At 40.3% G+C, this 25,289-nt stretch carries 26 protein-coding genes; 19 read left to right on the top strand and 7 right to left on the bottom strand.

Annotated features, from left to right (window positions below; translation table 11 throughout):
• Positions 1-3: 3 nt before the first annotated feature.
• The 10 genes from nqrE (at position 4) to cyoE (ending at position 9,234) form a co-directional block, all read left to right on the top strand.
• The gene (gene nqrE, locus BM380_RS09665) at positions 4-612 is read left to right on the top strand and encodes an NADH:ubiquinone reductase (Na(+)-transporting) subunit E (RefSeq protein ID WP_006791490.1); all 609 of its coding nucleotides are present in this window, start codon (positions 4-6) and stop codon (positions 610-612) included.
• Between the two features lie 17 nt (positions 613-629).
• Positions 630-1,853, top strand: a complete 1,224-nt coding sequence (gene nqrF, locus BM380_RS09660) for an NADH:ubiquinone reductase (Na(+)-transporting) subunit F (RefSeq protein ID WP_013464349.1) — start codon at positions 630-632, stop codon at positions 1,851-1,853.
• 140 nt (positions 1,854-1,993) lie between these two features.
• The gene (locus BM380_RS09655) at positions 1,994-3,019 is read left to right on the top strand and encodes an FAD:protein FMN transferase (protein ID WP_036956789.1); all 1,026 of its coding nucleotides are present in this window, start codon (positions 1,994-1,996) and stop codon (positions 3,017-3,019) included.
• A gap of 97 nt (positions 3,020-3,116) precedes the next feature.
• A complete protein-coding gene (gene nqrM / locus BM380_RS09650; RefSeq protein ID WP_010391098.1) occupies positions 3,117-3,329 on the top strand; it encodes a (Na+)-NQR maturation NqrM in 213 nt (70 codons plus the stop codon).
• Positions 3,330-3,654: 325 nt separating this feature from the next.
• Entirely contained in the window at positions 3,655-4,083 is a 429-nt protein-coding gene (locus BM380_RS09645; protein ID WP_013464351.1) for a hypothetical protein, read from the top strand.
• A 327-nt stretch (positions 4,084-4,410) separates the two neighbouring features.
• Complete coding sequence (gene cyoA / locus BM380_RS09640) at positions 4,411-5,364, top strand: ubiquinol oxidase subunit II (protein ID WP_024601892.1); 954 nt, start codon at positions 4,411-4,413, stop codon at positions 5,362-5,364.
• A 2-nt stretch (positions 5,365-5,366) separates the two neighbouring features.
• Complete coding sequence (cyoB, locus tag BM380_RS09635) at positions 5,367-7,355, top strand: cytochrome o ubiquinol oxidase subunit I (RefSeq protein WP_024601893.1); 1,989 nt, start codon at positions 5,367-5,369, stop codon at positions 7,353-7,355.
• On the top strand, positions 7,352-7,984 hold the full coding sequence (gene cyoC / locus BM380_RS09630) for a cytochrome o ubiquinol oxidase subunit III (protein ID WP_090494147.1): 633 nt from the start codon (positions 7,352-7,354) through the stop codon (positions 7,982-7,984). Before cyoB ends, cyoC begins: the two co-directional genes overlap by 4 nt.
• Positions 7,984-8,340 carry a cytochrome o ubiquinol oxidase subunit IV gene (gene cyoD, locus BM380_RS09625; RefSeq protein ID WP_013464355.1) on the top strand — a complete coding sequence of 119 codons (357 nt, stop codon included), beginning with the start codon at positions 7,984-7,986 and terminating at the stop codon, positions 8,338-8,340. The genes cyoC and cyoD overlap by 1 nt, the downstream gene beginning before the upstream one ends.
• A gap of 9 nt (positions 8,341-8,349) precedes the next feature.
• On the top strand, positions 8,350-9,234 hold the full coding sequence (cyoE, locus tag BM380_RS09620) for a heme o synthase (protein ID WP_008111919.1): 885 nt from the start codon (positions 8,350-8,352) through the stop codon (positions 9,232-9,234).
• 79 nt (positions 9,235-9,313) lie between these two features.
• Here cyoE and BM380_RS09615 read toward each other — a convergent pair whose 3' ends face one another.
• The gene (locus tag BM380_RS09615; RefSeq protein WP_064663393.1) at positions 9,314-9,901 is read right to left on the bottom strand and encodes an FMN-binding negative transcriptional regulator; all 588 of its coding nucleotides are present in this window, start codon (positions 9,899-9,901) and stop codon (positions 9,314-9,316) included.
• Entirely contained in the window at positions 9,901-10,476 is a 576-nt protein-coding gene (locus BM380_RS09610; protein WP_028835477.1) for a GNAT family N-acetyltransferase, read from the bottom strand. Before BM380_RS09610 ends, BM380_RS09615 begins: the two co-directional genes overlap by 1 nt.
• A 105-nt stretch (positions 10,477-10,581) precedes the next feature.
• On the opposite strand from BM380_RS09610, the gene BM380_RS09605 reads away from it, so the two are divergent.
• Positions 10,582-12,045, top strand: coding sequence for a MocR-like pyridoxine biosynthesis transcription factor PdxR (locus BM380_RS09605; RefSeq protein WP_090494244.1), 1,464 nt, complete (start codon positions 10,582-10,584; stop codon positions 12,043-12,045).
• A 3-nt stretch (positions 12,046-12,048) separates the two neighbouring features.
• On the opposite strand, the gene BM380_RS09600 is transcribed toward BM380_RS09605, so the two are convergent.
• From BM380_RS09600 to ettA, 4 genes are all read right to left on the bottom strand, one after another.
• Positions 12,049-12,726 (bottom strand): hypothetical protein, encoded by a 678-nt coding sequence (locus BM380_RS09600; protein WP_090494145.1) that lies wholly within the window; start codon positions 12,724-12,726, stop codon positions 12,049-12,051.
• A 56-nt stretch (positions 12,727-12,782) separates the two neighbouring features.
• Positions 12,783-13,691 carry a histone deacetylase family protein gene (locus tag BM380_RS09595; RefSeq protein WP_028835474.1) on the bottom strand — a complete coding sequence of 303 codons (909 nt, stop codon included), beginning with the start codon at positions 13,689-13,691 and terminating at the stop codon, positions 12,783-12,785.
• A gap of 57 nt (positions 13,692-13,748) precedes the next feature.
• Positions 13,749-14,111 (bottom strand): PilZ domain-containing protein, encoded by a 363-nt coding sequence (locus BM380_RS09590; protein WP_016899382.1) that lies wholly within the window; start codon positions 14,109-14,111, stop codon positions 13,749-13,751.
• A gap of 137 nt (positions 14,112-14,248) precedes the next feature.
• Positions 14,249-15,922 carry an energy-dependent translational throttle protein EttA gene (ettA, locus tag BM380_RS09585; RefSeq protein ID WP_024601901.1) on the bottom strand — a complete coding sequence of 558 codons (1,674 nt, stop codon included), beginning with the start codon at positions 15,920-15,922 and terminating at the stop codon, positions 14,249-14,251.
• Between the two features lie 224 nt (positions 15,923-16,146).
• Here ettA and metA point away from each other — a divergent pair, with 224 nt between their 5' ends.
• From metA to BM380_RS09540, 8 genes are all read left to right on the top strand, one after another.
• Positions 16,147-17,094, top strand: coding sequence for a homoserine O-succinyltransferase (gene metA, locus BM380_RS09580; protein WP_090494143.1), 948 nt, complete (start codon positions 16,147-16,149; stop codon positions 17,092-17,094).
• Positions 17,084-18,154 (top strand): homocysteine S-methyltransferase family protein, encoded by a 1,071-nt coding sequence (locus tag BM380_RS09575; protein WP_090494141.1) that lies wholly within the window; start codon positions 17,084-17,086, stop codon positions 18,152-18,154. Before metA ends, BM380_RS09575 begins: the two co-directional genes overlap by 11 nt.
• Positions 18,155-18,163: 9 nt before the next feature.
• Positions 18,164-20,797 (top strand): methionine synthase, encoded by a 2,634-nt coding sequence (gene metH / locus BM380_RS09570; protein ID WP_090494139.1) that lies wholly within the window; start codon positions 18,164-18,166, stop codon positions 20,795-20,797.
• A gap of 297 nt (positions 20,798-21,094) precedes the next feature.
• Positions 21,095-21,748 (top strand): hypothetical protein, encoded by a 654-nt coding sequence (locus tag BM380_RS09565; protein ID WP_254772064.1) that lies wholly within the window; start codon positions 21,095-21,097, stop codon positions 21,746-21,748.
• A 240-nt stretch (positions 21,749-21,988) separates the two neighbouring features.
• Positions 21,989-22,744 (top strand): hypothetical protein, encoded by a 756-nt coding sequence (locus tag BM380_RS09560; RefSeq protein ID WP_090494137.1) that lies wholly within the window; start codon positions 21,989-21,991, stop codon positions 22,742-22,744.
• A 57-nt stretch (positions 22,745-22,801) separates the two neighbouring features.
• On the top strand, positions 22,802-23,245 hold the full coding sequence (locus BM380_RS09555) for a hypothetical protein (protein ID WP_090494135.1): 444 nt from the start codon (positions 22,802-22,804) through the stop codon (positions 23,243-23,245).
• A 422-nt stretch (positions 23,246-23,667) separates the two neighbouring features.
• On the top strand, positions 23,668-24,363 hold the full coding sequence (locus tag BM380_RS09545) for an aspartate/glutamate racemase family protein (protein WP_090494133.1): 696 nt from the start codon (positions 23,668-23,670) through the stop codon (positions 24,361-24,363).
• Between the two features lie 85 nt (positions 24,364-24,448).
• Entirely contained in the window at positions 24,449-24,979 is a 531-nt protein-coding gene (locus BM380_RS09540; RefSeq protein ID WP_090494131.1) for an ankyrin repeat domain-containing protein, read from the top strand.
• A gap of 108 nt (positions 24,980-25,087) precedes the next feature.
• Here the strand turns inward: BM380_RS09540 and BM380_RS09535 are convergent, their stop codons facing one another.
• On the bottom strand, positions 25,088-25,285 hold the full coding sequence (locus tag BM380_RS09535) for a CsbD family protein (protein WP_010391132.1): 198 nt from the start codon (positions 25,283-25,285) through the stop codon (positions 25,088-25,090).
• Positions 25,286-25,289: the final 4 nt, after the last annotated feature.

Below are 25,289 nucleotides of genomic sequence, written 5' to 3'. Positions count from 1 at the left end.
TAAGTGGAACATTATATTAGTTTATTTGTAAAAGCCGTTTTTATTGAAAACTTAGCGTTAGCATTCTTCCTAGGTATGTGTACTTTCTTAGCCGTGTCTAAAAAAGTAACTACATCAATTGGCCTAGGGGTAGCGGTTATTGTTGTATTAGGTATTTCAGTACCGGTTAATAACTTGGTTTACCATGCGGTATTAGCACCAGGTTCACTTGAGTGGCTTGGTTACCCAGAAGCGGATCTTAGCTTTTTACGTTTCTTAACTTTCATTGGTGTTATTGCTGCACTGGTGCAAATTCTTGAAATGGCATTAGATAAGTTCTTCCCACCGCTGTACAACGCATTAGGTATTTTCCTACCACTAATCACAGTTAACTGTGCAATTTTTGGTGCGGTAGCCTTCATGGTTGAGCGTAACTATAACTTCGGCGAGTCTGTTGTTTATGGTATTGGCGCTGGTGTGGGTTGGGCGCTTGCAATTACATTACTTGCAGGTATCCGTGAGAAAATGAAGTATTCAGACGTACCAGATGGTTTACGTGGTCTAGGTATTACCTTTATCACTGTTGGCTTGATGGGTCTTGGCTTTATGTCATTCTCTGGTATTTCACTGTAATAATAGCGAGGTCAATCATGGATATTTTCTTAGGCGTTGGTGTTTTTATCGCTATCGTTGTAATACTAGTTTTAATCATCATTGGTGCTAAATCTAAGCTAGTTGCAAGCGGTGACATCATCATCGGAATTAATGGCGATCCAGACAAAGCCATTAAAACATCAGCAGGTAGTAAGCTATTAGGTGCACTATCTGAGTCAGGTATTTTCGTATCTTCTGCATGTGGTGGCGGTGGCTCTTGTGGTCAGTGTCGCGTTCACATTAAAGAAGGTGGCGGTGATATTCTGCCAACTGAACTTGACCACATCTCTAAAGGTGAAGCACGTGAAGGTTGTCGTTTAGCGTGTCAGGTTAATGTTAAAAATGACATGGAAATTGAACTTGAAGAGTCAATTTTCGGTGTTAAAAAATGGGATTGTGAAGTTATCTCTAACGATAACAAAGCAACGTTCATCAAAGAACTTAAGCTACAAATTCCAGATGGCGAGTCAGTGCCGTTCCGTGCGGGTGGTTACATCCAAATCGAAGCGCCAGCTCACCATGTTAAATACGCTGATTTCGATATTCCTGAAGAGTATCGTGGCGATTGGAACCATTTTGGTTTCTTCGACCTGGAGTCAAAAGTAGACGAAGAAACAATTCGTGCTTACTCAATGGCTAACTATCCAGAAGAAGAAGGCATTATTATGCTTAACGTGCGTATCGCTACGCCGCCGCCAAGAAACCTAAGCCTACCATGTGGTAAAATGTCATCGTACATTTGGTCACTGAAAGAAGGTGATAAAGTAACTATTTCTGGTCCATTTGGTGAGTTCTTCGCTAAAGACACAGACGCTGAAATGGTATTCGTAGGTGGTGGTGCAGGTATGGCACCAATGCGTTCACATATCTTTGACCAACTTAAGCGTTTAAACTCTAAGCGTAAAATTAGTTTCTGGTATGGTGCGCGTTCTAAGCGTGAAATGTTTTATGTTGAAGATTTTGACGGCCTAGCTGAGCAAAACGATAACTTCGTTTGGCATACAGCGCTTTCAGATCCGCAACCAGAAGATAACTGGGAAGGCTACACTGGCTTTATCCACAACGTGTTATTTGAGAACTATCTTAAAGACCACGAAGCGCCTGAAGATTGTGAGTTCTACATGTGTGGTCCTCCAATGATGAATGCGGCAGTTATCTCTATGCTTAAAGATTTAGGTGTAGAAGAAGAAAACATCTTATTAGATGATTTCGGTGGCTAATACCCAAACTAAATAAATTTAGTTAAAATACCAGCCTCATAGCACTAAGTGTTATGAGGCTTTTTTATATCAACTGACTGAGTTTGGCTTTACCGCTGATTTTAGTTGATACTCTATTTAACCTTTATAAGTAGGCTATTATGAATCGATTAAGCACAGTTAAAGGCGTGGTAGCCTTATTTTTAATCATATCCACGTTACTTATCACCGGTTGTGGCAATTCACAACACAACGAAGAAGCTTACCTTGAAGGTAAAACGATGGGGACAACTTACCACATCAAGTTTTACGCTGATCAAGTAGACCCTCAAGCAGTACAAGCAGAAATAGATGCGGTTTTAGTTGATATTAACCAGTCTATGTCGACCTATATTGAAGAGTCAGAAATAAACACCTTTAACCGTTTAGGTGCTAATCAAGTAATGCCAATTAGTGATGACTTTAGAGCGGTTATTGCAGAATCTATACGAATTGGTGATTCAACTAAAACACTCGATGTGACTATGGGGCCGCTAATCGATTTATGGGGATTTGGTCCTGATAAAAAACCAACAAAGCGCCCAACGGATGAAGCACTGGCAAATATGGTCAGTAACATTGGTATAGATAAGCTGGTCCTTAATGAGCAAGGGTTAGCTAAAACAGTTGCTGATTTAGAGCTGTCGTTTTCGGCTACCGCAAAAGGCTATGGTATTGATAAAGTTGCTGAGCTATTACAAAGTAAAGGCATTACAGATTACATGGTTGAAATTGGTGGAGAACTGCGTATTGCTGGTACAAAACCAGACAATCAAGCATGGCGAATAGCAATCGAACAACCTGATGCAAATCCGGGCGAGCGCAAAGTACACCGCGTATTAACACCGGGTAATAATGGTATTGCCACCTCTGGCGATTATAGAATTTTTTATACTATGGATGGTGAAACCTATACGCACCTTATTGATCCGATGACAGGTATGCCAATTAAGCACGATTTAGTCTCTGTTACTGTTTTACACCCAAGTGCAATGACGGCGGACGGTTTAGCGACTGCTTTAACGGTAATGGGTATGGAAAAGGCACAACGCTATGCGCAGCAGCATGATTTACCTGTGTATTTAATTGCGAAATCGGCACAGGGGTTAGTCACCTATTCAAGCCCTGCGTTTAAGCCTTATTTATAGTCTTTAGGTTTATATCCTTATCATGAGGGTATATAATGCAATAAGCTCAGATATGATGTTTGGGCTCATTTTATTGCTGAACAATAGGGGCTAAGCAATGTCACTTTTTTTTCTAACCTTTGGCTTACTTATTTTAATTGTCGCTGCAATGGCGATAGGCATGATAGTACAAAGAAAATCGATGGCGAGTAGCTGCGGAGGCCTAGGCTCTGTAGGTATTGATAAAGCATGTGATTGCGATGATCCATGTGATAAACGCAAAAAGCGTCTAGCCAAAGAGCAAGTATGGAAAGAAAACCAAATTCTTTAAATAGGGTATCCCTGTTTAAACAAAAAAACCTCTCGTAGCTCACTACGGGAGGTTTTTTATTTATATCGGCATAAATAAATCACCAGCCGATAAAATAATCGTGTTTTTATCTTGAACAGAAAATTCTCTTTGTTATACTCATGCCCGAACTTTCAGTAAGTTTTGAAAGTTCTATTGATGCGGATCAAAACTAGCTTGGCAAAATAGTGCTAATGCGTTGAGACTGTATTTCATGTCACTGTATAAGGCTTTACGGCTGCAACCTTTTTTGTTGCCACGGTGTACACCGAATTTTGTTATTAGTCATTTTAATAGGTTAATGTTTTTGAACTCACTTTCTTTGTTTCATACCAGCGCTTTGCTTACTTTAGGTAAGTCAGTGTTGCATGAGCGCTTTAAAAAAGCGAAAAAGGGCGTGAGTGTGGCTGTAACATTATTAGTTTTTAATGTCGTTATGTTGCTTAGTGGCGCTATTGAGGATGCCTTTAGGCTTGAAGCATTGGTCAGTGATGGCTTTTTTATAGAGCCATTATTACTGACAATTGCCGAATTTTTAGCTCATCCCATCTTATCGTGTCAGTTACTTATTGGCCTTTGTTGGCTATTGTTCCACATGTTTCCAGCGCGTCGTGCTGGAATAATCCTCCGTAAAGCAGCCTTTGCTTTTAGCGAGGCTAAAGTTCAGCAACCAGTGCAAGCTGCGCATGGTTGTCGTGCTCCACCTAGCTTTACAGGTTGTCTGTTTACCCATTAATTTTATGGGTATAGGTTACACCTGTGGTATCTAATTATTTATTCTTGCTGTAAATAACGATTACTTTCATTGTAGCTTAGTGTTTTTTACACACTCTCAGCCAACCACACCTCACCCAAGTTAATTTTTATTGCGTTATATTAATGTGTTTAAAAAGCTGGGTTGGTTCTGCTAGGTGTTTATTATTAAGCCAGTGGTCAATACTTCATGCTTGCATTCGCTCTGCATTATTGTAATTCAATCTTAATTAACTTGGGTTTTTATCAAATATCGTTGCTAAATATTTTTGGCAGCTAATAAAAACTCTTTAGGTTTTAGGATAGTCCCTTGTTAATTCGTAACCTTTTTAATATTGCTTTAGCTAGTATGGCGCTGATTTTATCAGGCTGTAATGGCGGGGTACTCGACCCAAAAGGGCAGATAGGTATTGATGAGAAAAATCTGATCATCATCGCCACTGTGCTTATGTTGTTAGTTGTGATCCCCGTTATTGTGATGACTTTATATTTTGCTTGGAAATACAGAGACACACAAAACCATGAAATTTACGCACCAAAATGGGCTCACTCTAATAAGATTGAGGCTGTTGTATGGGCGGTTCCTATTGTTATTGTTGTTATTTTAGGTGTGATCACCTGGCAGTCAACTCAAGAGCTTGACCCCTATAAACCGATAGAAGGTAAAGGTGAACATCTTACTGTTGAAGTGGTGTCACTTAATTGGAAATGGTTATTTATTTACCCTGAACAAGGTATTGCCACGGTAAACGAATTGGTATTTCCTGCTAATGTTCCGGTTGAATACAAAATCACGTCAGAAAGTACCATGAACTCGTTTTTTATTCCTCAGTTAGGTAGTCAAATCTACTCAATGGCGGGTATGGAAACTAAGCTGCATTTAATTGCTAATGAGCCAGGCACGTTTAAAGGCTTTTCGGCTAATTACAGTGGTGCGGGTTTTACTGGTATGAAATTTAATGCCATCGCAACGCCAACAAAAGCTGACTTCAACCAGTGGGTTGAACAGGTAAAAACTAACGCTAATAACCTTACTCATGCCAATTATGTTGAGCTTGCAAAAGCAAGTGAGAACAACCCAGTCGCTTACTATGGCAAGGTTGATGACGGTTTATTTCATACCATAGTGATGAAATACATGCAGGCGCATGGCGATATGAATAAAAAACATCATGCCATGGGTAAACATCAGCAGATGAGTAATGAGCATCAAGCAATGGGTAATCATTCAATGCCATCATCACACAGCCAGGGCGAGGAATAATCATGTCGTTTTTAGGTAAATTATCTATAGATGCAATTCCGTTTCATGAACCTATTATCATGGTTACTATGGCGGTGATTGCTGTTGTCGGGCTTATTATAGCTGGGCTAATAACAAAATATAAAAAATGGGGTGTGCTTTGGCGTGACTGGATCACCTCGGTTGATCATAAACGCTTAGGCGTTATGTACATTTTATTAGCACTAATCATGCTGTTTCGTGGTTTTTCTGATGCCATTATGATGCGTGCGCAGTTAGCGCTTGCTACCAGTGGCGCGCCAGGCTATCTGCCGCCAGAGCATTACGACCAAATATTCACCGCTCATGGCGTTATTATGATCATCTTTATGGCGATGCCATTTATGATTGGTTTAATGAATATTGTTGTACCACTGCAAATTGGTGCCCGTGATGTGGCTTTTCCATTTTTAAATAATTTAAGTTTTTGGTTTACTGCCAGTGGCGCCATTTTAATAAATTTATCACTTATATTTGGTGAATTTGCTAAAACAGGCTGGGTTGCTTACCCACCGTTGTCGGAGTTGACCTTTAGCCCTGGGGTGGGGGTCGATTATTATATTTGGGCCTTGCAAATATCGGGGCTCGGTACGCTATTAACCGCTGTTAACTTTCTAGTGACAGTATTTAAAATGCGTGCCCCTGGTATGACTCTGATGAAAATGCCAATTTTCACATGGGCATGTACGTGGGCAAATATCTTAATTGCGGCATCATTTCCAATTTTAACCGCAGTGCTCGCCATGCTAACGCTAGACCGTTATTTAGATTTCCACTTTTTTACTAATGAAGCAGGCGGTAACGCCATGATGTATATCAACCTGTTTTGGGCATGGGGTCACCCAGAGGTATACATTTTAGTATTACCTGCTTTTGGTATCTTCTCTGAAATAGTGTCGACCTTCACTGGTAAACGTTTATTTGGTTATAAATCGATGGTATATGCCAGCGGTGCCATTTCTATTCTTGGCTTTATTGTATGGTTACACCACTTCTTTACTATGGGTTCAAGTGCCAATGTAAATGCCTTCTTTGGGGTAATGACCATGGTCATAGCTGTGCCTACTGGGGTTAAGTTATTTAGTTGGTTGTTTACTATTTACCGTGGTCGCTTGCGGATTACAGTGCCCGTATTGTGGACGCTTGGTTTTATGGTTACCTTCAGTATTGGTGGTATGACGGGGGTATTACTAGCAATCCCTGGTGCCGATTATGTATTGCATAACAGCTTATTCTTAATTGCTCACTTTCATAACACCATTATTGGTGGCGCAGTCTTTGGCTACTTAGCTGGTTTTGTTTTTTGGTTCCCCAAAGCAATGGGCTTTAAGCTTGATGAACGTTGGGGTAAAGCATCATTTTGGTGTTGGTTAATCGGTTTCTTTGTAGCCTTTATGCCATTGTACGTACTTGGCTTTTTAGGCATGACACGTCGCTTAAATCACTCAAATAATCCTGATTGGAATATCTGGCTTTATATTGCTGCAGTGGGCGCCGTGATTATTATGTTCGGTATTATTTGCCAAGTTATTCAGCTTTATGTGAGCTTTAAAAACCGCGAAGCGCTTGATGATACCACCGGCGATCCTTGGAACGGTCACACCCTTGAATGGTCAACGTCATCACCACCACAATATTATAACTTTGCTGAAATCCCGCATGTTGATGATATTGATACATGGACTGATATGAAAGAAAAAGGCCTAGCTTATCAAGGTAAATCTAGCTATAGCCCAATTCATATGCCAAAAAATACCGCATCGGGTGTGCTTATTGCTGCGAGTTTAACGGCGTTTTGTTTTGCCATGATCTGGCATATTTGGTGGCTAGCAGGGCTTGGTTTTATTGGCGCGATTGCGCTGTTTATTAACCGTGCTTACACCAGCGATGTAGATTACTACGTGCAAAACGATGAAATATTACAAATAGAAGGCGCGCATATTGCCAGTAATACGAAGGAGGTAAGCGCATGAGTACGTTATCTGCAACTCAAGGCTATGTAAATTTAGAGCCTCATAGCGTAAGTCATACGCATGAGCATCACGATACCTCTGGCGATACAATCTTTGGCTTTTGGCTTTATTTAATGACCGATTGCCTTTTATTTGCTTCATTTTTTGCAACCTACGCAGTGCTTTATATGAACACCGCAGGTGGTGTATCGGGCAAAGATATTTTTGAGCTTGATTTTGTTGCCGTAGAAACTGCGGCGCTACTTATTAGTAGTATCACTTTTGGTTTTGCCATGATTGCCGCTCAAGGGCAAAAAAAGGCGCTGACGCTTGGTTGGCTCGCGGTCACTTTTTGTTTAGGCGCGGTGTTTATTGGCATGGAAATTTATGAGTTCCATCATTTAATTGTTCATGGCAATGGCCCACAGCAAAGTGCTTTTTTAACATCGTTTTTCTCATTAGTGGGTTTGCATGGTTTACATGTAACTGCAGGCCTTATCTGGATGAGCATAATGATGATAGAAGTGATCAAGCGCGGTTTAGGTAAACAAACCGTCACGCGCCTAAGTTGCTTAAGCTTATTTTGGCACTTTTTAGATATTGTGTGGATTTGTGTATTTACTGTTGTTTATTTAATGGGAGCAATGTAATGAGCCATAGCGAAACGCATGCTTTAGCGCAAATGCAAAGCCAACATCATGATCAGTCACACGGCAGTGTAAAAACCTATCTTATTGGTTTTGTCTTGTCAGTGATTTTAACGGCCATTCCATTTTGGATGGTGATGGAGGGCGATTTTTCAAAAGTCACCACGCTTTGGAGTATCGTTACTTTTGCAATCGTGCAAATTTGGGTGCATTTAAAATACTTTTTACACCTTAATTTCACCACCGATGAAGGCAAAGCGAATACCTTTACCTTCTTGTTTAGCGCGTTGATCATCGTCATGGTGGTTGGACTGTCTGTTTGGATCATTTATGAATCAAACGCAATGATGATGTATTAGAGGTTTCAGATGTTTCGTCGTTATTTAGCTGTTACTAAGCCAGGTATTATTATGGGGAATTTGATCAGCGTTGCCGGTGGTTTTTTACTTGCCGCCCGCGGTGATATAGACCCATGGTTAATGTTGGTTACCTTGGTTGGTTTATCGCTTGTTGTTGCATCGGGATGTGCCATAAACAATGTTATTGATAGAGACATTGATGTTGCTATGGCACGTACTCGCTCACGTGTAACTGTAACGGGCGAAATGTCTGCAAAAGCCGCTTTAAGCCATGGCGTGTTATTAGGGCTAATTGGCTTTGGCTTATTAATCGCCTTTACCACGCAAGCGGCGGTATTTTTTGCCGCCTTTGGCTATGTCATTTATGTAGGGGTGTACAGCCTCTACATGAAACGCAACTCTGTTTACGGTACCTTTATTGGTAGTCTGTCGGGCGCAGTTCCACCTGTTGTTGGCTATTGCGCCGTTACGGGTGTGTTCGATATGGGTGCATTAATACTGTTGGTGATGTTTAGTTTGTGGCAAATGCCGCACTCATATGCGATTGCTATTTTTCGCTTTAAGGATTACCAAGCCGCTAATATTCCAGTATTGCCCGTGGCGCAAGGTGTTAACAAAGCTAAGCGCCATATTGTGCTTTATATTGCAGTATATGCTTTAGTCGTGATGCTATTGCCAATTAGTGGTTATACCGGTGCTGCCTTTATGGCAGTTGCCTGTATCACCAGTTTTTGGTGGTTACTCATGGCACTTAGAGGGTATCGCTACAACATAGACACCACCCGTTGGGCACGCCAAGTGTTTGCGTTTTCAATTATTAATATTACCGCTTTGAGTATTGCCATGGCGGTAGATTATCAAACAATTGCGCCACAGTTAGTGGCGCTAAACTGATCTTATCTGATCAATGAACCGAGTTAATTCCCAAAGTTAACCAAAGGCTCTGAGCATTGCGAGGAGCCTTTTTTCGTCCCTAAAACAAGGCTGCTATTGAGTGCTTATTGGCATCTACCAGACTTTGTTTTATTTTATCTCTTATAGTGGCTGATTTATTTTGACTGAGTTTGAAGTTACCTTGCCAGTGAATTGGCGTAAGCTCTATAAAACTCAGGTGCTGGTACATTGTATTGCGATGCTGCTCAGGCACTTCATCAATTTTCCACTCAGGCTCAAATGTTTTCTCAAAATGACTAGTGAGGGTTCGCATTACGAGATCCTTTTTTAGCTCATCTTTAATAATATGTACTTTTGCAGTCACTAACACCGATGCGTAAAGCCAGCTAGGCAATGTTTGATTATCCGCATAGGAGGGTGATAAATAGCAATTGTCACTATTAAAGAGTAAATTCACCTGTTTATTATCAAGCTTTGATAGTGGATTATACTTTGCTACATGTGCAATAAACATATTTTCTAAAGAGTTGAATAACATAGGTACATGACAAATGTTATTTAATTGACTATTTGAGCAGGGCATAAAAATTGTTGCTAATGGAAAGTTATTAATAAGCGCATGCAATTGCTCGGTATTTTTTTGCATAAAGTGCTCGGGTGGGTACATTATAATAGCTCCTCAAGTCGTAACTTTATAGCTGGCCATTGTTCGTCAATAATGCTGAATTTTGCGGTGTTGCGATATGAACCATCTTCTAGGCGTCGGTCTTTTTGGGCGATTCCTTCAAACTTAGCGCCTAAACGGGCAATTGCATTGCGTGATTGTTGATTGTGCTCATGGGTATTAAAGCTAATCCGTACTAAATTAAGCTGATTAAATGCATATCTCAGAAGTAAATATTTTGCATGCGTATTTACGTATGTCCGCTGTGCAGTGAAGCTAATAAAGGTATGGCCAATTTCAGCGCTTAAATTGTCACTGTCTAACCTAAATAAACGGGTTGTGCCAACAACTTGCTGTGAATGTTTATCAATAATGGCAAATACCACTTGCTCGTTTTGATTAAACTGCGCGCTATTTGTAAACCATTGCTCCAACTTAACTTGAGTTTGTGCGTAATTACTTAATACCCACTGCCAAATTTGTGGATGTTTACCTGCTTGATATAGACCCTCGAGATGTTTGAGTTTAAGTGGCTCTAAGGCAACCTTGTTGGTTTGATGAATTTGCGTTGTGAACATTATAAGCCCCATATTTTGCTATTTATTCATAACAAATGTACGCTTTACTGGTTTATTAAAAACAACCAGAATTTAATTTTTACCTATACCAGTTTAGAAGGTGTTATGCAGCCACTTAATATAAAGCTCACTAGCCAGAGTAGAGCTAAATACCTGCAAATTGCAGATGCACTTAGGGAGTCGATTATAAAAGGGGATATTCTCGCTGGTAGCAAACTCAGCTCTGCACGCGATATGGCACAAGCATACGGATTAAACCGCCATACGATAATGAATGCTCTACAACTTCTTGTCGCAGAAGGGTGGTTGGAATCCTATGAACGATCAGGCTACAGCGTTACCAATACATTGCCTATTCAAAACAGTATAAACACAGTTCAGTCTCAAGAATTGACTCCTAAGCCGTATCGATTTGCTACCACGCTTACGGCACCAGAACCTACAATGGATTTAAATCACTATGCTTATAACTTTGCTGGAGGCTTACCCGATTTAACACGTTTCCCCTATAAAGAATTTAAACGCTCCGTAAGTCATGTGTTTAATCATTTAGATACCAGCCAATTTCACTATGGTAATGTGGCTGGGGAGCCTAATTTAAAATCGCAAATTAGTCATTATTTACACAAAGCACGAAACCTAAAAACAGCCGACATCCTTATGTGTAATGGCTCTCAAGAAGCGCTTTTTTTAGTATCAAAAGCCTTTATTAATAAAGGCGATTATGTTGCAACCGAAACCTTAGGTTACCCGCCTGCTCGCAAAGCATTTTCAGCGTGTGGTGCACAGTTAGTTGATATAAAACAAGATGAATACGGTTTGTGCGTTGATGACTTAAAAGCCCAGCTCAAACGTGTAGCCATCAAGTTACTGTATTTAACGCCGCTGCATCAATACCCAACAACAGTGACGCTGTCACCAACCAGACGAATGCAAATTTATCAGTTATGTTATGAGTATGGGGTAATGATTATAGAGGATGATTATGATCACGAGTTCCATTATCGTTGTCAGCCTTTACAGCCTATGGCGGCTGACGATCCTGCCGGAATTATTATTTATTTGTCTACGTTTTCTAAAATTATGTTTTCCGCTGCGAGAATAGGTTACATCTGCGCAGATCCTAAAGTAATTGCACAGTTAACAGCATGGAAGCAGTTAATGAACCATAAAAATGATGTAGTTATGCAGTTAGCTGTTGCCCATTTTATGCAAGAAGGTGCGTTTGAGCGCCATTTAAAACGTATGACCAAACATTATAAACAGCGTTATCAAGCAATGGATAAAACATTAACGTTATTGCAATCACGAGGTTTGCCAATTGAGTATAAAAAACCTGATGGTGGTATGGCTATGTGGGTTAATTTAAATGAACCGGTGGACCAATTAAAGCAAGTACTGCAAAGTAAAGGTGTGTATATACAGGTTGAGCCTGAATTTTACTTTAAAGACTCAGAACGTAGCTTAATACCTAAGCAACATAGTTATGTACGTTTAGGATTCGCTGGGCAATCAACTTTGGCGATGCAAACTGGACTTGAATTGATTGCTGAACACGTTTTCAAATAAAGCTTATTTACTCAAGCTTTCAGCATCATAAAACATCGGTTTCAATGTGCCACAATTTATAAACTTATAATTGAGCTCACCAGCAGAGGGCACTTCAGTTGAGGTGCGAAACTTTTGTAAACAGGCACCACTTAAATCAACAAACATAATATGATGATAGCTTGGTGGCTGAGTTATTTGGTGAATATAAATACGCTCATTATTTTTTAACGTAACCATATCGTACTGCTGCCATTTTGAGGCTGGGCTTAAATCAGTTAGTTCACGAGTAAATAACTGTTCGCTAAGCTCTATTAATTTATCACTGTAAACTAAGCTACCTCCTTGTCTATAATCTCCAAGGTACACATCTGCGGTAATCGCGACTTCTTCGCCTCGCATTAAGCGTTGAATGTTAAACGGTTTGGGTTTTACTGTAACTAACTCAGCGTCACGGACTAAATCTAAAAATGGAATATCAGATACATCTACCTTGTACATAACATGCATATCATAAGGAAGCTCAAAGCTTGGAATGTTAATGGCGTATACACTTGAACCCTTATTAACTAATACCATGGCATGCTCTGCTTCATACTTGGGGTTTAATGGCGGAAGTTCTGGTGGCTCTTCAGTGTCTGCGTGGGCGCTTATTGGCACAATAAAACTAAAAAACAACAATATAAAAGTGAATAACCGCATAATAACCTCAATCTACTTATAAGCTTAAAGTGTAGCTTAGTTTATGTATTTTTTATTTAAAAACTGGCTGCTTGCTCAATAACAATGCCATGGCGCTTTGCTAGTCGCTGATGATCTCTGTCATAACCTCCGCCAATCACAGTGGCCACCGGGGTGTTATTTGCAAGACAACGCTTAAGCACTAAGTGGTCGCGCTTTTCTATTCCTTGCCAACTAATATCCAGTTTACCTAAGCCATCCTCTTGCCAAATATCAACGCCAGCATCATACAAAACCAGATCTGGGTTAAGCTCGTTTAATAAAAATTGCAGGGTATCGTCAACAATACCTAAGTATTCAGCGTCTTGCATATTATTGGCTAAACCAATATCTAAATCGCTAGGAGACTTTCTAAATGGGAAGTTTTTCTCACAGTGTATTGAACAGGTAAACGCATAAGGTTGATGAGCCAGCATGGCTGCCGTGCCATCACCTTGGTGAACATCTAAATCAAAAATCAGTACGTTAGTCACTTCACGGTTTTGAATTAACGTCTGTGCGGTAAAAGCTAAATCGTTCACCATACAAAAACCCGAGCCAAAATCACTGTGGGCATGGTGAGTGCCACCCGCTAAATGGCACGCAAGCCCATTTTTAAGTGCTAAGCGCGCAGTTTGCAGTGTCCCTAATGGGGCGGTAAATGTGCGGTTCATTAGTGCTTGTGACCAAGGTAGGCCTATACGGCGCATGGCTTTTTCATCTAGGCGGTTATGCCATAAATCGTGAATGTAGTTTTCACAATGTACTATTTCTAACTCTTCAACACGACCATGTGGTGGCTCTAGGATATTGCTGCCAGCAAGCCCAAGGGTTTTAACATGCTGGTGTAGCTGTGCAAATTTACTCATTACAAAGCGGTGTTTGGGATCAAAACTAAACGAGTAATTAGGATGATAAACTAAAGGTAGATTGGGATTTAAACTCATATCTGCGTCGTTTAATTATTTTTGGTTATGGTAATCAACTTCACGCAGTGCGTCTATTTATGTTTGGTAAATAAGCGTTTCAAGCTCGCGGTGTAATAGTGTTTCATCAGCAAGGTTTAGTTCAACCAAGCGCTTTAAATGCGTAATGCTGTCTATATCAATGTTATGACATTTAAGACCAATATGATTTTCTTCTATATGACGAATAACCACCGGCATTTTTATTTCAATATCGCTTTGTGGCAAGGTAAAACGTAATATTGCTTCGTCATTTTTGTTGCATGTAAAGGCATCGCTTTTAGTGATCAGTGCACCATGTAAAGAAATATCTAATAGGGTACATGCATACTGGGAGCTAGCCGTTTCCAATTGCGCTGCTGTAGAGAACATAATACGAGAAAATTGCCGACGGTTTTGCATAATAATCTTATAAAGTTGTTATTTATAATAAGCATAGCTGGTAATGCTCAACACGCCAATTTGCTCAAAGATAAAAATAGCTCGCATAAAAAAGCCCCGCATAAAATGCAGGGCTTTTAACTTACTCACTGTGGCTGTTAGCCAATTTTTTTGTACTTAATACGCTTAGGCTGTGCAGCTTCTGCGCCAAGGGTCTTTTTAAGCCACTCTTCGTACTCAGTGTAGTTACCATCAAAGAAGTTAATTTGGCCTTCGTCACGGTAATCTAAAATGTGTGTAGCAATACGGTCAAGGAACCAACGGTCATGCGAGATACACATGACACAACCAGGGAATTCTAAAATAGCATTCTCAAGGGCACGTAATGTTTCAACGTCCAAGTCATTGGTTGGCTCATCCAGTAGTACTACGTTGCCGCCTGCTTTTAACAGCTTAGCTAGGTGTAAACGGTTGCGCTCACCACCTGAAAGGTCTTTAACAAACTTTTGTTGATCGTTACCTTTAAAGTTAAAACGGCTAACATAAGCACGGCTTGGGAACTCAAAGTTACCAATTTTTAGTACATCTTGGCCATCAGAGATTTCTTGGAATACCGTTTTGCTTTCGTCCATGTTGCCACGGAACTGATCAACAGTTGCCAGTTCTACTGTTTCACCAATGCTGATATTACCGCTATCTGGCTGCTCTTCACCGCTTAGCATTTTGAATAGCGTTGATTTACCTGCACCATTGGCACCAATAATACCCACAATAGCGCCTTTAGGCATGCTAAAGCTTAAATCATCAATTAAAACACGGTCGCCAAAGCTTTTACGTAAGTTGTTTACTTCTAATACTTGGTCACCTAAACGTGGGCCAGGTGGAATAAACAATTCGTTGGTTTCGTTACGTTTTTGGTAATCAGACTGTTGTAGCTCGCTAAACTGTGCCATACGTGCTTTTGACTTAGCTTGACGACCTTTAGGGTTTGAACGCACCCACTCAAGTTCTTGTGCAATTGATTTTTGACGTGCTTTTTCAGATTTTTGCTCTTGCTGTAAGCGGGCATCTTTTTGCTCAAGCCAAGACGAGTAGTTACCTTCCCACGGAATACCTTCACCACGGTCAAGCTCTAAAATCCAGCCAGCAACATTATCAAGGAAGTAACGGTCATGCGTTACTGCCACAACGGTGCCTTCGTAGTCATGTAAGAAGCGCTCTAACCAGGCAACCGACTCAGCATCTAAGTGGTTAGTTGGCTCATCGAGAATAAGCATGTCTGGCTTTTCAAGTAACAAACGACAAATAGCAACACGACGACGCTCACCACCCGATAGGTGCTCAATTTTAGCATCCCACTCAGGTAAACGCAGTGCATCGGCAGCACGCTCTAATACGTTATCGATATTATGACCATCATGCGCTTGAATAATCGCTTCTAATTCACCTTGCTCTTTTGCCAGTGCGTCAAAGTCAGCGCCTTCCATTGCGTATTCGTTATACACTTCGTCAAGGCGGTTAAGGGCATGTTTTACTTCACCCACAGCTTCTTCAACAATTTCACGAACTGTTTTGCTTTCGTCCAAAACAGGCTCTTGCGGCAAGTAACCAATTTTAGTGCCTGGTTGAGGGCGAGCTTCACCTTCAAAATCTTCATCAACACCTGCCATAATGCGTAGTAATGATGATTTACCAGAACCATTTAGACCTAGCACACCAATTTTTGCACCAGGGAAAAAATGCAACGAAATATCTTTTAAGATAGTGCGTTTTGGTGGCACAACCTTAGATACTCGACTCATCGAGAATATAAACTTATCAGGTAAAACCATGGAAGAAGCCTTCAATAATAATAAAAATTTCAATGCTGTATTGTAGTGGCTCACAGGTGAAACAGTCAACGAATGGGGCTCTTTTAAAGTACATATTCAATTTGTACAAACCGCGTGAATAAATTTCATTTAGACATCTATACATCTAGAGGTTGATATTTTTGACATTCTGTTCATAATGAGAGCGTATTAATTCTCGGTTTTTATGAGCAGGAGCTTTAAGAATGCCAATTACAGTAGAAGACGAATTGCCAGCTATTGCACGTTTACGTCATGAAAACGTGTTTGTAATGCCAAAAACGCGTGCAAAAACGCAAGAAATACGCCCTATGCGTTTGGCTATTCTTAATCTTATGCCTAATAAAGTAGAAACCGAAGTACAGTTTATTCGCTTGTTGGCTAATTCTCCGCTGCAAGTAAATGTAGAGCTACTGCGCCTTGACACGCATCGTAGCAGTAGTAACTCAGAGCAACACTTAGATACCTTTTATCGTTACTTTTCAGAAGTGAAAAACAATAATTACGATGCACTATTAATTACCGGTGCGCCGCTCGCGCATTTAGAGTATGAAGAAGTGGCGTATTGGGATGAGCTCAAAGTGATTATTGATTGGGCCGAGCAGCATGTAACCTCTACCTTGTTTTCGTGCTGGGCTGCCCACGCGGCTTTATATCACCGTTATAATTTAAAGCGCGATTTAAAAGACAACAAACTCTGCGGGGTGTTTACCCATCAATGCTACTTTGCCCATGGTGCACTTACCCGCGGCTTTGACGATACCTTTTTAGTGCCGCACTCACGTTATGGCCACATAGATATAGATAAAATAAACGCTTGTGAAGAGCTGGTGGTATTAGCGGGCTCTGAACGAGTCGGGGCGTATTTACTTAAAAATAAATCGGGCAGCCAAGTGTTTATTACCGGCCACCCAGAATACGATGCCGACAGTTTAAAAGCCGAATATGAGCGCGATTTACAAAAAAGTCCCGATGCGCCAAAGCCCGAAAACTATTTTCCTGATGACGATGCCAGTAAACAACCGTCTAAAACATGGCAAAGCCACGCGTTTTTACTGTTTTCAAACTGGTTAAATTATTACGTTTACCAAACCACACCCTATGATATTAACTTAGTTAGCCAAGACGTAAGGACTAACAACTATGCCGAATAATCCTCAAAACAATAAGCATCAAGAGCTGAGCGCTGCGCTCAAACAGCGCATTTTAATTTTAGATGGTGCAATGGGAACCATGATCCAAGCGCATAAGCTTGAAGAGCAAGACTACCGTGGTGAACGTTTTAAAGATTGGCACGTGCTTATTAAAGGCAACAACGATTTATTAAGCCTAACCAAGCCTGAAATTATTACTGATATACACCGCAGCTTTTTAGCCGCCGGAGCCGATATTATCGAAACTAACACCTTTAACTCGACCACCATTTCGATGGAAGATTACGACATGGCGAGTATAAGCCGTGAAGTTAATTTAGAGTCAGCTAAGTTAGCCCGCGCTGTATGTGACGAATTTAGCGCTAAAACCCCAGAAAAACCGCGCTATGTAGCAGGTGTTTTAGGGCCAACGTCTAAAACGTGTTCGTTATCGCCGGATGTAAACGACCCCGGCTATCGTAATATCACCTTTGATAAGTTAGTGACTGCTTATGTTGAGTCGACCCTTGCGCTTATGGAGGGCGGTGTAGATATAATTTTAATCGAAACCATATTCGACACGCTTAATGCAAAAGCGGCATCGTTCGCGGTAGAAGAAGCGTTTGAACAAGCAGGGCGCACATTGCCAGTGATGATTTCAGGCACTATTACCGATGCCTCAGGCCGTACGCTTTCAGGGCAAACAACCGAAGCATTTTATAACTCTATTCGCCATATTAAGCCGCTTTCAATTGGCTTAAATTGCGCCCTTGGGCCAGATTTACTGCGCCAATACGTTGAAGAGCTATCACGTTTGTGCGAAACCTTTGTCTCTGTTCATCCTAACGCGGGCTTACCCAATGAGTTTGGAGAATACGACTTAGAAGCAGACGACATGGCAAAAGAGATCATAGATTGGGGTAAATCGGGCTTTATTAATATTGTTGGCGGTTGCTGCGGCACTACGCCTGCGCACATTCGTGCCTTTGCCAAAGGGCTTGAAGGCACAGCACCACGAAAATTACCTGAGCTTGAAGTGCGTATGCGTTTATCAGGCCTAGAAGCCTGTAACTTAAATTAGGAGCCGCCAATGACCCAACAAATTGCAGTATTTACCAATGTCGGCGAGCGTACTAACGTAACTGGCTCGGCCATGTTTAAACGTTTGATCATGGAAGAAGACTACGAAACAGCCCTTAATGTAGCTCGCGAACAAGTAGAAAATGGCGCCCAAGTTATTGATATCAACATGGACGAAGCCATGCTGGACTCAAAAGCGGCCATGGTGAAGTTTTTAAACTTAATTGCCTCAGAGCCTGATATTTCTAAAGTACCTATTATGGTCGACTCCTCTAAATGGGAAGTAATAGAGGCAGGCTTAAAGTGTATTCAAGGCAAGGCCATTGTTAACTCCATTTCACTCAAAGAGGGTGAAGAGCCGTTTATTCGCCAAGCTAAAATTATAAAACGCTTTGGTGCCGCCGCTGTTGTAATGGCATTTGATACTGACGGCCAAGCCGATACTGCAGACCGTAAGTTTGAAATTTGTGAGCGCAGCTACCGTATTTTGGTTGATGAAATTGGCTTCCCGCCAGAAGATATTATATTCGACCCCAACATATTTGCCGTTGCTACCGGCATAGAAGAGCACGACAACTACGCCGTAGAATTTATTGAAGGCACCCGCCGTATTAAGCAAAACTTACCGCACTGTAAAGTGTCGGGTGGGGTATCAAACGTATCGTTCTCGTTTAGAGGTAATAACCCAGTACGTGAAGCGATTCACTCGGTGTTTTTATACCATGCTATAAAAGCGGGTATGGATATGGGCATAGTAAACGCAGGGCAACTTGCGGTTTACGACGACATCCCCGAAGAACTTCGTAAAGCCGTAGAAGATGTAATTCTTAACACCGACCCCGGTGCGGGCGAGCGCCTTGTTGAACTTGCGCCTAAATATTCAGGCATGGCACAAGCTGAGCGGGTAGAAGATTTAGAATGGCGCACTTGGTCGGTTGAAAAGCGCCTAGAGCATGCTCTAGTAAAAGGCATAACCACCTTTATAGATGAAGACACCGAAGAGTGCCGTGCTGGCGCCGATAAACCTATTCACGTCATTGAAGGGCCACTCATGGATGGCATGAACGTGGTTGGGGATTTATTTGGTGCCGGTAAAATGTTTTTACCCCAAGTGGTTAAATCGGCTCGTGTGATGAAGCGAGCCGTGGCCTACCTTGACCCATTCATTGAAGCCGAAAAAGAGGAAGGCGCCACCAACGGTAAAATTGTTATGGCTACCGTAAAAGGTGACGTGCATGACATAGGTAAAAACATTGTTGGCGTAGTACTACAATGTAATAACTACGAAGTAATCGACCTTGGCGTAATGGTGCCAGCAGATAAAATACTGCAAACCGCGATTGACGAAAAAGCCGATATTATAGGCCTTTCGGGCTTAATTACCCCATCGCTTGATGAAATGGTACATGTTGCCAAAGAAATGAAACGTCGTGGCTTTGAGCTACCGCTCATGATTGGTGGGGCAACCACCTCAAAAGCGCATACCGCAGTAAAAATAGAGCCGCAGTACGACAAAGGCGTAGTGTATGTAAATAACGCCAGCCGCGCCGTGGGTGTGGTGTCTAATTTATTATCAAAAGAGCATAAAGCAGAATTTTTAGCTAAAACCACCGCCGAGTACGACAAAGTACGCGAACAACAAGCACGCAAAAAACCGCGCTCAAAACCAGTTACCATACAGCGCGCCCGCGATAATGCTGCAAAGCTCGATTGGGATAACTACACACCACCCGTGCCTAAAAAGCTGGGCGTGACCGAGTTTAAAAATGTATCAATCGCGACTCTACGCAAATACATAGACTGGACGCCGTACTTTATGACCTGGTCAATCGCCGGTAAATATCCGCGCATAATGACCGACGAAGTAGTGGGCGAACAAGCACAAAGCTTGTTTAAAGACGCCAACGACATGCTCGATGAGCTTGAAAAGTCAGGCACTTTGCAGCCATTAGGTGTTATTGGCTTATTCCCAGCTAACCGTGTGGGCGATGATATAGAAATTTACACCGACGAAACGCGAAAAGAGCTATTAACTACCTCATGCCATTTACGCCAGCAAACCGAAAAAACCGACTTTGCTAACTACTGCCTAGCCGATTACATTGCGCCAAAAGGCACACCCGATTACTTTGGTGCGTTTGCGGTAACAGGCGGTTTAGAAGAAGACGACCTCGCCGACGCGTTCGATGCCAAGCAAGACGACTACAATAAAATAATGGTAAAAGCGGTTGCTGATAGGCTCGCCGAGGCCTTTGCTGAATACTTGCACGAACAAGTGCGTAAAGAGTATTGGGGTTATGCACCGGATGAAAACCTGGGTAACGATGAGTTAATCCGCGAAAACTACCAAGGTATTCGCCCAGCACCGGGTTACCCAGCGTGCCCAGAGCACACCGAGAAAAAGAAAATTTGGCAACTACTCGATACCGAAAAGCGCATTGGTATGCAGCTCACCAGCTCATACGCCATGTGGCCAGGTGCTGCGGTTTCGGGTTGGTACTTTTCACACCCACAAGCGAAATACTACGCCGTTGCTGCAATACAGAAGGATCAGGTAGAAGACTACGCTAAGCGAACAAATATGACGCTCGCAGAAGCCGAAAGATGGTTATCGCCTAACTTGGGGTATGAGCCGGAATCATAGCGAAGCGGTCAGTTTTTAGCTGTCAGCTATCAGTAAAAAAAAACGAGCTCAAAGTGGCTCGTTTTTTTTAACTTGCATAAGGGCAGCCGATTGAATTCATATAATAAGGCTATTCAAGTGTGATTAGTGATTTTTATTGAACTGGATTAATATTAGGTAAACGGTTAGGAGTTCCTATAAAGTAATGGTCTAGCTGTAGTAATTGGAAACTACTATGTTTAGTAGCTAAATATAATTTTTTAGTTATCTAATTATCGAGTGAATTATTAAGTTTTTTTAAAATAAGGATTAGCTGTTTTGAGGGGTAAAATTAAGGATTTTTGGAATAGGAAAAAATTTATATTAATCACATTTTTTGCTCTTGCTGTTACTTTTATTGGTGTTTACGAAATTCTCTATCACTCTAATCTACATTATGATGTTTGGCCTGATTTAGGTAGTTGGGTTGGTGGTGTAGGTACTATTTATGCTGTATTTATCGCAATTATTGAGTACAGGAGTCGTAAAAAGGTTGATGGGGCATATGAGAGGTTTGAAATACTGAGTTGTGTAAAAGGAGAGTATTTTCACAGTTGGATGTATTGTACTTTGTATCAACTAGAAACCAAAAGCTGCTTGGAGTCATTAAGAAGTTCTTCAAAAGACAAGCAAGATATTGCCTTGGGAAAGTGGGAGCGTTCTTTAAAATCGACACTAGAGTATTATCAAAAATTTATAAGCGCTCATAGTAAATTGTCTAACTTAGTTATACGTCTAAGGTTTTTGTCTCCGGATAAATATAAAATATTAGAAGGTGATTTTGAAAATTTGTATAAATTAGCAAATGATGTTGAAAAGCTTATGGATACTATTGATCAGCGGCGATTTGATAAAATTGATCCTAGCTGGACGTCAGAATTGAAAGTTTTATCAGATAATATAAGTAAAAAAATAATTATGATCACATTTTAAATATTCAGTATGATAATGAATGGTTGGAATATTTAGAAGGCATTCAAGAAAATGTATTTAACCTTCTATTAAAAAAGTTAGAAAATCCAAAGTTATAATTTAGCAATATAAGGCTATCAAGAGCGTTAAGATACATTACTTTTTTATAAAGTAACTTCCTACCTTATATTTTCACTTAGTGTCAGGTATTACCTGCCTTTATACAATGCATTCTCAGTAACTTTAGATAAAGGACTACTAATGAAGTATCTAAACTACTTATTACTTTTCCTATCTCTACTTTTCACATCTAACATATTTGCGCTTGAGCAAAAGTATCACAAGAATGTTTTACCTGTTATTGCTGCTTTTAAAGCACATGATAAAACTGCGATTGCTGCGCATATTCGCTACCCTTTAAAAAGACGATACTCATTGCCTGATATTAAAAATGAAGCTGAGTTTATTACCCGTTTTGATGAAGTGTTTGATGAGGAACTTGTTACTATTATTGGCAGCTCTAATATTAATACCGATTGGAATAAAGTTGGTTGGCGCGGCATTATGCTAAATAACGGCGTAATGTGGGTAGATACAGACGGCAAAGTTATTGCCGTGAATACACAAAATACCACTGAGCAAGCACATGCAGAAAAGTTAATCGCTCAAGATAAACAATCACTCCATTCAAGTATTAAAACCTTTCAAAAACCAATACTTGATTGGAAAACAGCTAACTATCGTGTTCGCATTGATAATTTAGGCGATGGAAACTTCCGTTATGCGTCGTGGAATATGGATAAAAGCCCAAGGGATAGGCCTGATATCGTTTTAATTCATGGTGAGATAACGTTTAGTGGCAGTGGCGGTAATCACAGTTATACGTTTAAAAACGGGCGCTATAGTTACATATTACACGTTACTGTAATTGGCTGTGATACCTCACCACCAGGTTGGCTTGAAGTATATAAAAACGATAAGCAATTGTTATTTGAAGACGTTGTAAGTAAAGGTTAATACAGTAGCGAAAAGAGTACATAGTTACTAATGATTAAACAGAATTAGATATAAAATATGAAAATAGAAGATATAAAACTTAAAATTGAAAGCTCTGAATTTTATAAAAACTATAATGTTAAACAGTTGATTAAACTGGTTATTGATTTATATGAAAGCTACAGAATTGAAAATACTATTTTAGAAAATGACGGCGATATGCTTCTTTTTCAGTGCGGGGAAGATAGCCTAAGTAAAGACTACTTTATTGTTGATATTACACGCCAAATTATTCCTGATTTAGACGACATAGATGAAGCTACAGATGCTATGCAGCAACTTAGTACGACTTTTAAATTTTTACCAAGCGAGGCTGCATTTGCGCTTTCAACAACGAGTCAGTGGTGTTCTGCGTTAAATGAGGTTGATAGTCTTAGGGCGTTTATTGAAAATAGTGATGCTTTTCAATGGGCTATTAAAAATGATGTGGTAAAAGTAGATATTGAATTATCTTATATATAAATATTAAAACAATAATTGTAGTCGCATAAACTACGATAATGAAATTGGTTGTGCAATTAGCTTTTTTAAAAGGATTTACATGAATAAAAAAACTTCAAACTTAGTCATTATATTTTTATCTGCATTCATTACATCGTTTGTTAGCCGCTATTTAACTGATTCAATAATAAACCTAAAAGATCTACCTTTTTATATGGAGTTTTTACTTTTCCTAGCTATTTATTTGGTAATTTATTTCCCACTAAATTGTGTATTCGAAAAATTCGTTGTTAAGTCAACATCTGATAGTTAGCAAAACAGTAAGGCAGAATGAGTCAGAGGGTTCGCTATACAAGGCTTTACAGGTATCTTTGCTTATTCTTTTGTCGCATATCTGTGTAGTAATCGGCTTGCTCTTAACCACTTTTAAACTAGGCAATTTTATGAAAACGATTGGCATGCTCGGAGGTATGAGTTGGGAGTCGACAGCCAGCTATTACAAAGCGTTAAACCACGGTGTTAAAAATGCGTTAGGTGGGTTGCATAGTGCTAAAATTTGTATGGTGAGCGTCGATTTTGCAAAAATTGAAACGCTGCAGCATCAGGGCGATTGGCAACAAACAGCCACTATACTCACCGAGGCGGCTAAATCTGTAGAGGCTGGTGGTGCCGACTTTTTACTTATTTGTACCAACACTATGCATAAAGTGGCCGATGAGATTGCCAGTAATATTACTATTCCTATTTTGCATATTGCCGATGCCACCGCAGAGCAACTAAAACTCGATAATATTTCGCGAGTAGGGTTGTTGGGCACGCAATTTACAATGGAGCAAAACTTTTACAAAGAGCGTTTAACTAATAAGCATAACATTGAGGTATTAATACCTGAGCCTAATGAGCGAAAGCGAGTGCACGAGGTTATTTATTCGCAGTTATGCCAAGGGATTATTGATGACGATTCGCGAACTGATTATGTGCGTATTATAGAGCGCTTATTTGCACAAGGCGCACAGGCTATTATTTTAGGCTGTACTGAAATCGCCTTGTTGGTAAAACCACAACATACGCAGGTTCCGCTTTACGATACCACCAAAATACATGCCGAGGCAGCAGTAAAACTAGCGCTGGCTAAATAAATAAGATTGAGCTTAATTCTGTAAATAATCACTTCGTTATGCTTGCATACAGTGATGCTGAGAGTAAAGTAATTTGGGGGTAGAGGTGAAAAAGCTTACTATTTATTTGTTACTTTTATTATCTGTTGGATATTCTGCAGTTGCTTTATATTCGCTTATTAATAGTGATATTGAAGATGTTATTATTTGCAGCACTGATGAGAATACTCATTACATCCCAAGTGACGCTTGTGAATATTACTTACTTAATTATAGAGCAGATAAGAGTGATATTGAATCACTTGAATCAGGCGCTGGTCTAGCATTTTTATTTGAAATTAAAGATATAGATAAGCGCGATGCTTATATCGAATACTTTATTTCTAAAGGAATCAAAGTAAATACGTTAAGTCACATAGATGGTTTATCACCTCTACACTCGGCTATTTTGCTTAATGACTTTGGTTTAGTGCAACTTTTAATGGATAAAGGCGCGAGTATTACTATTAAAGAAAAATCACATGGGCTTACACCTTTAGAGTTTATTCATAAACTGAGTGAAAAAAATGCTCAGATAGATAGGCAGCTGATATCTGAACTTTTGACGTCGATTTCAAATAATAAACAGGCTGGTTAATTCAAAGAATTACCGAATATGTTAAATCTAGTGATTCTATTATTTACCAACAAAAAACCGCCAATTGGCGGTTTTTTATTAGCAAGTAAAGCTGTTAACACGCTTATATTAATGACCTTTCTCAAAGTCATTTACTTCGCGCTCGGCTTCCTCTTTCGACTTACCGTATTTTTGCTGAATTTTACCAACAAGCTCGGTACGGCTACCTTCAATTTTATCTAAATCATCGTTGGTAAGATCGCCCCATTTTTGCTGCGCTTTACCTTTAAGTTCTTTCCAATTTCCTTCGATACGATCGCTATTCATAATT

It is taken from the genome of Pseudoalteromonas sp. DSM 26666 (assembly GCF_900116475.1).
Classification (GTDB): Bacteria; Pseudomonadota; Gammaproteobacteria; order Enterobacterales; family Alteromonadaceae; genus Pseudoalteromonas; species Pseudoalteromonas tetraodonis.
This window is presented reverse-complemented; position numbering and strand designations above follow the sequence as displayed.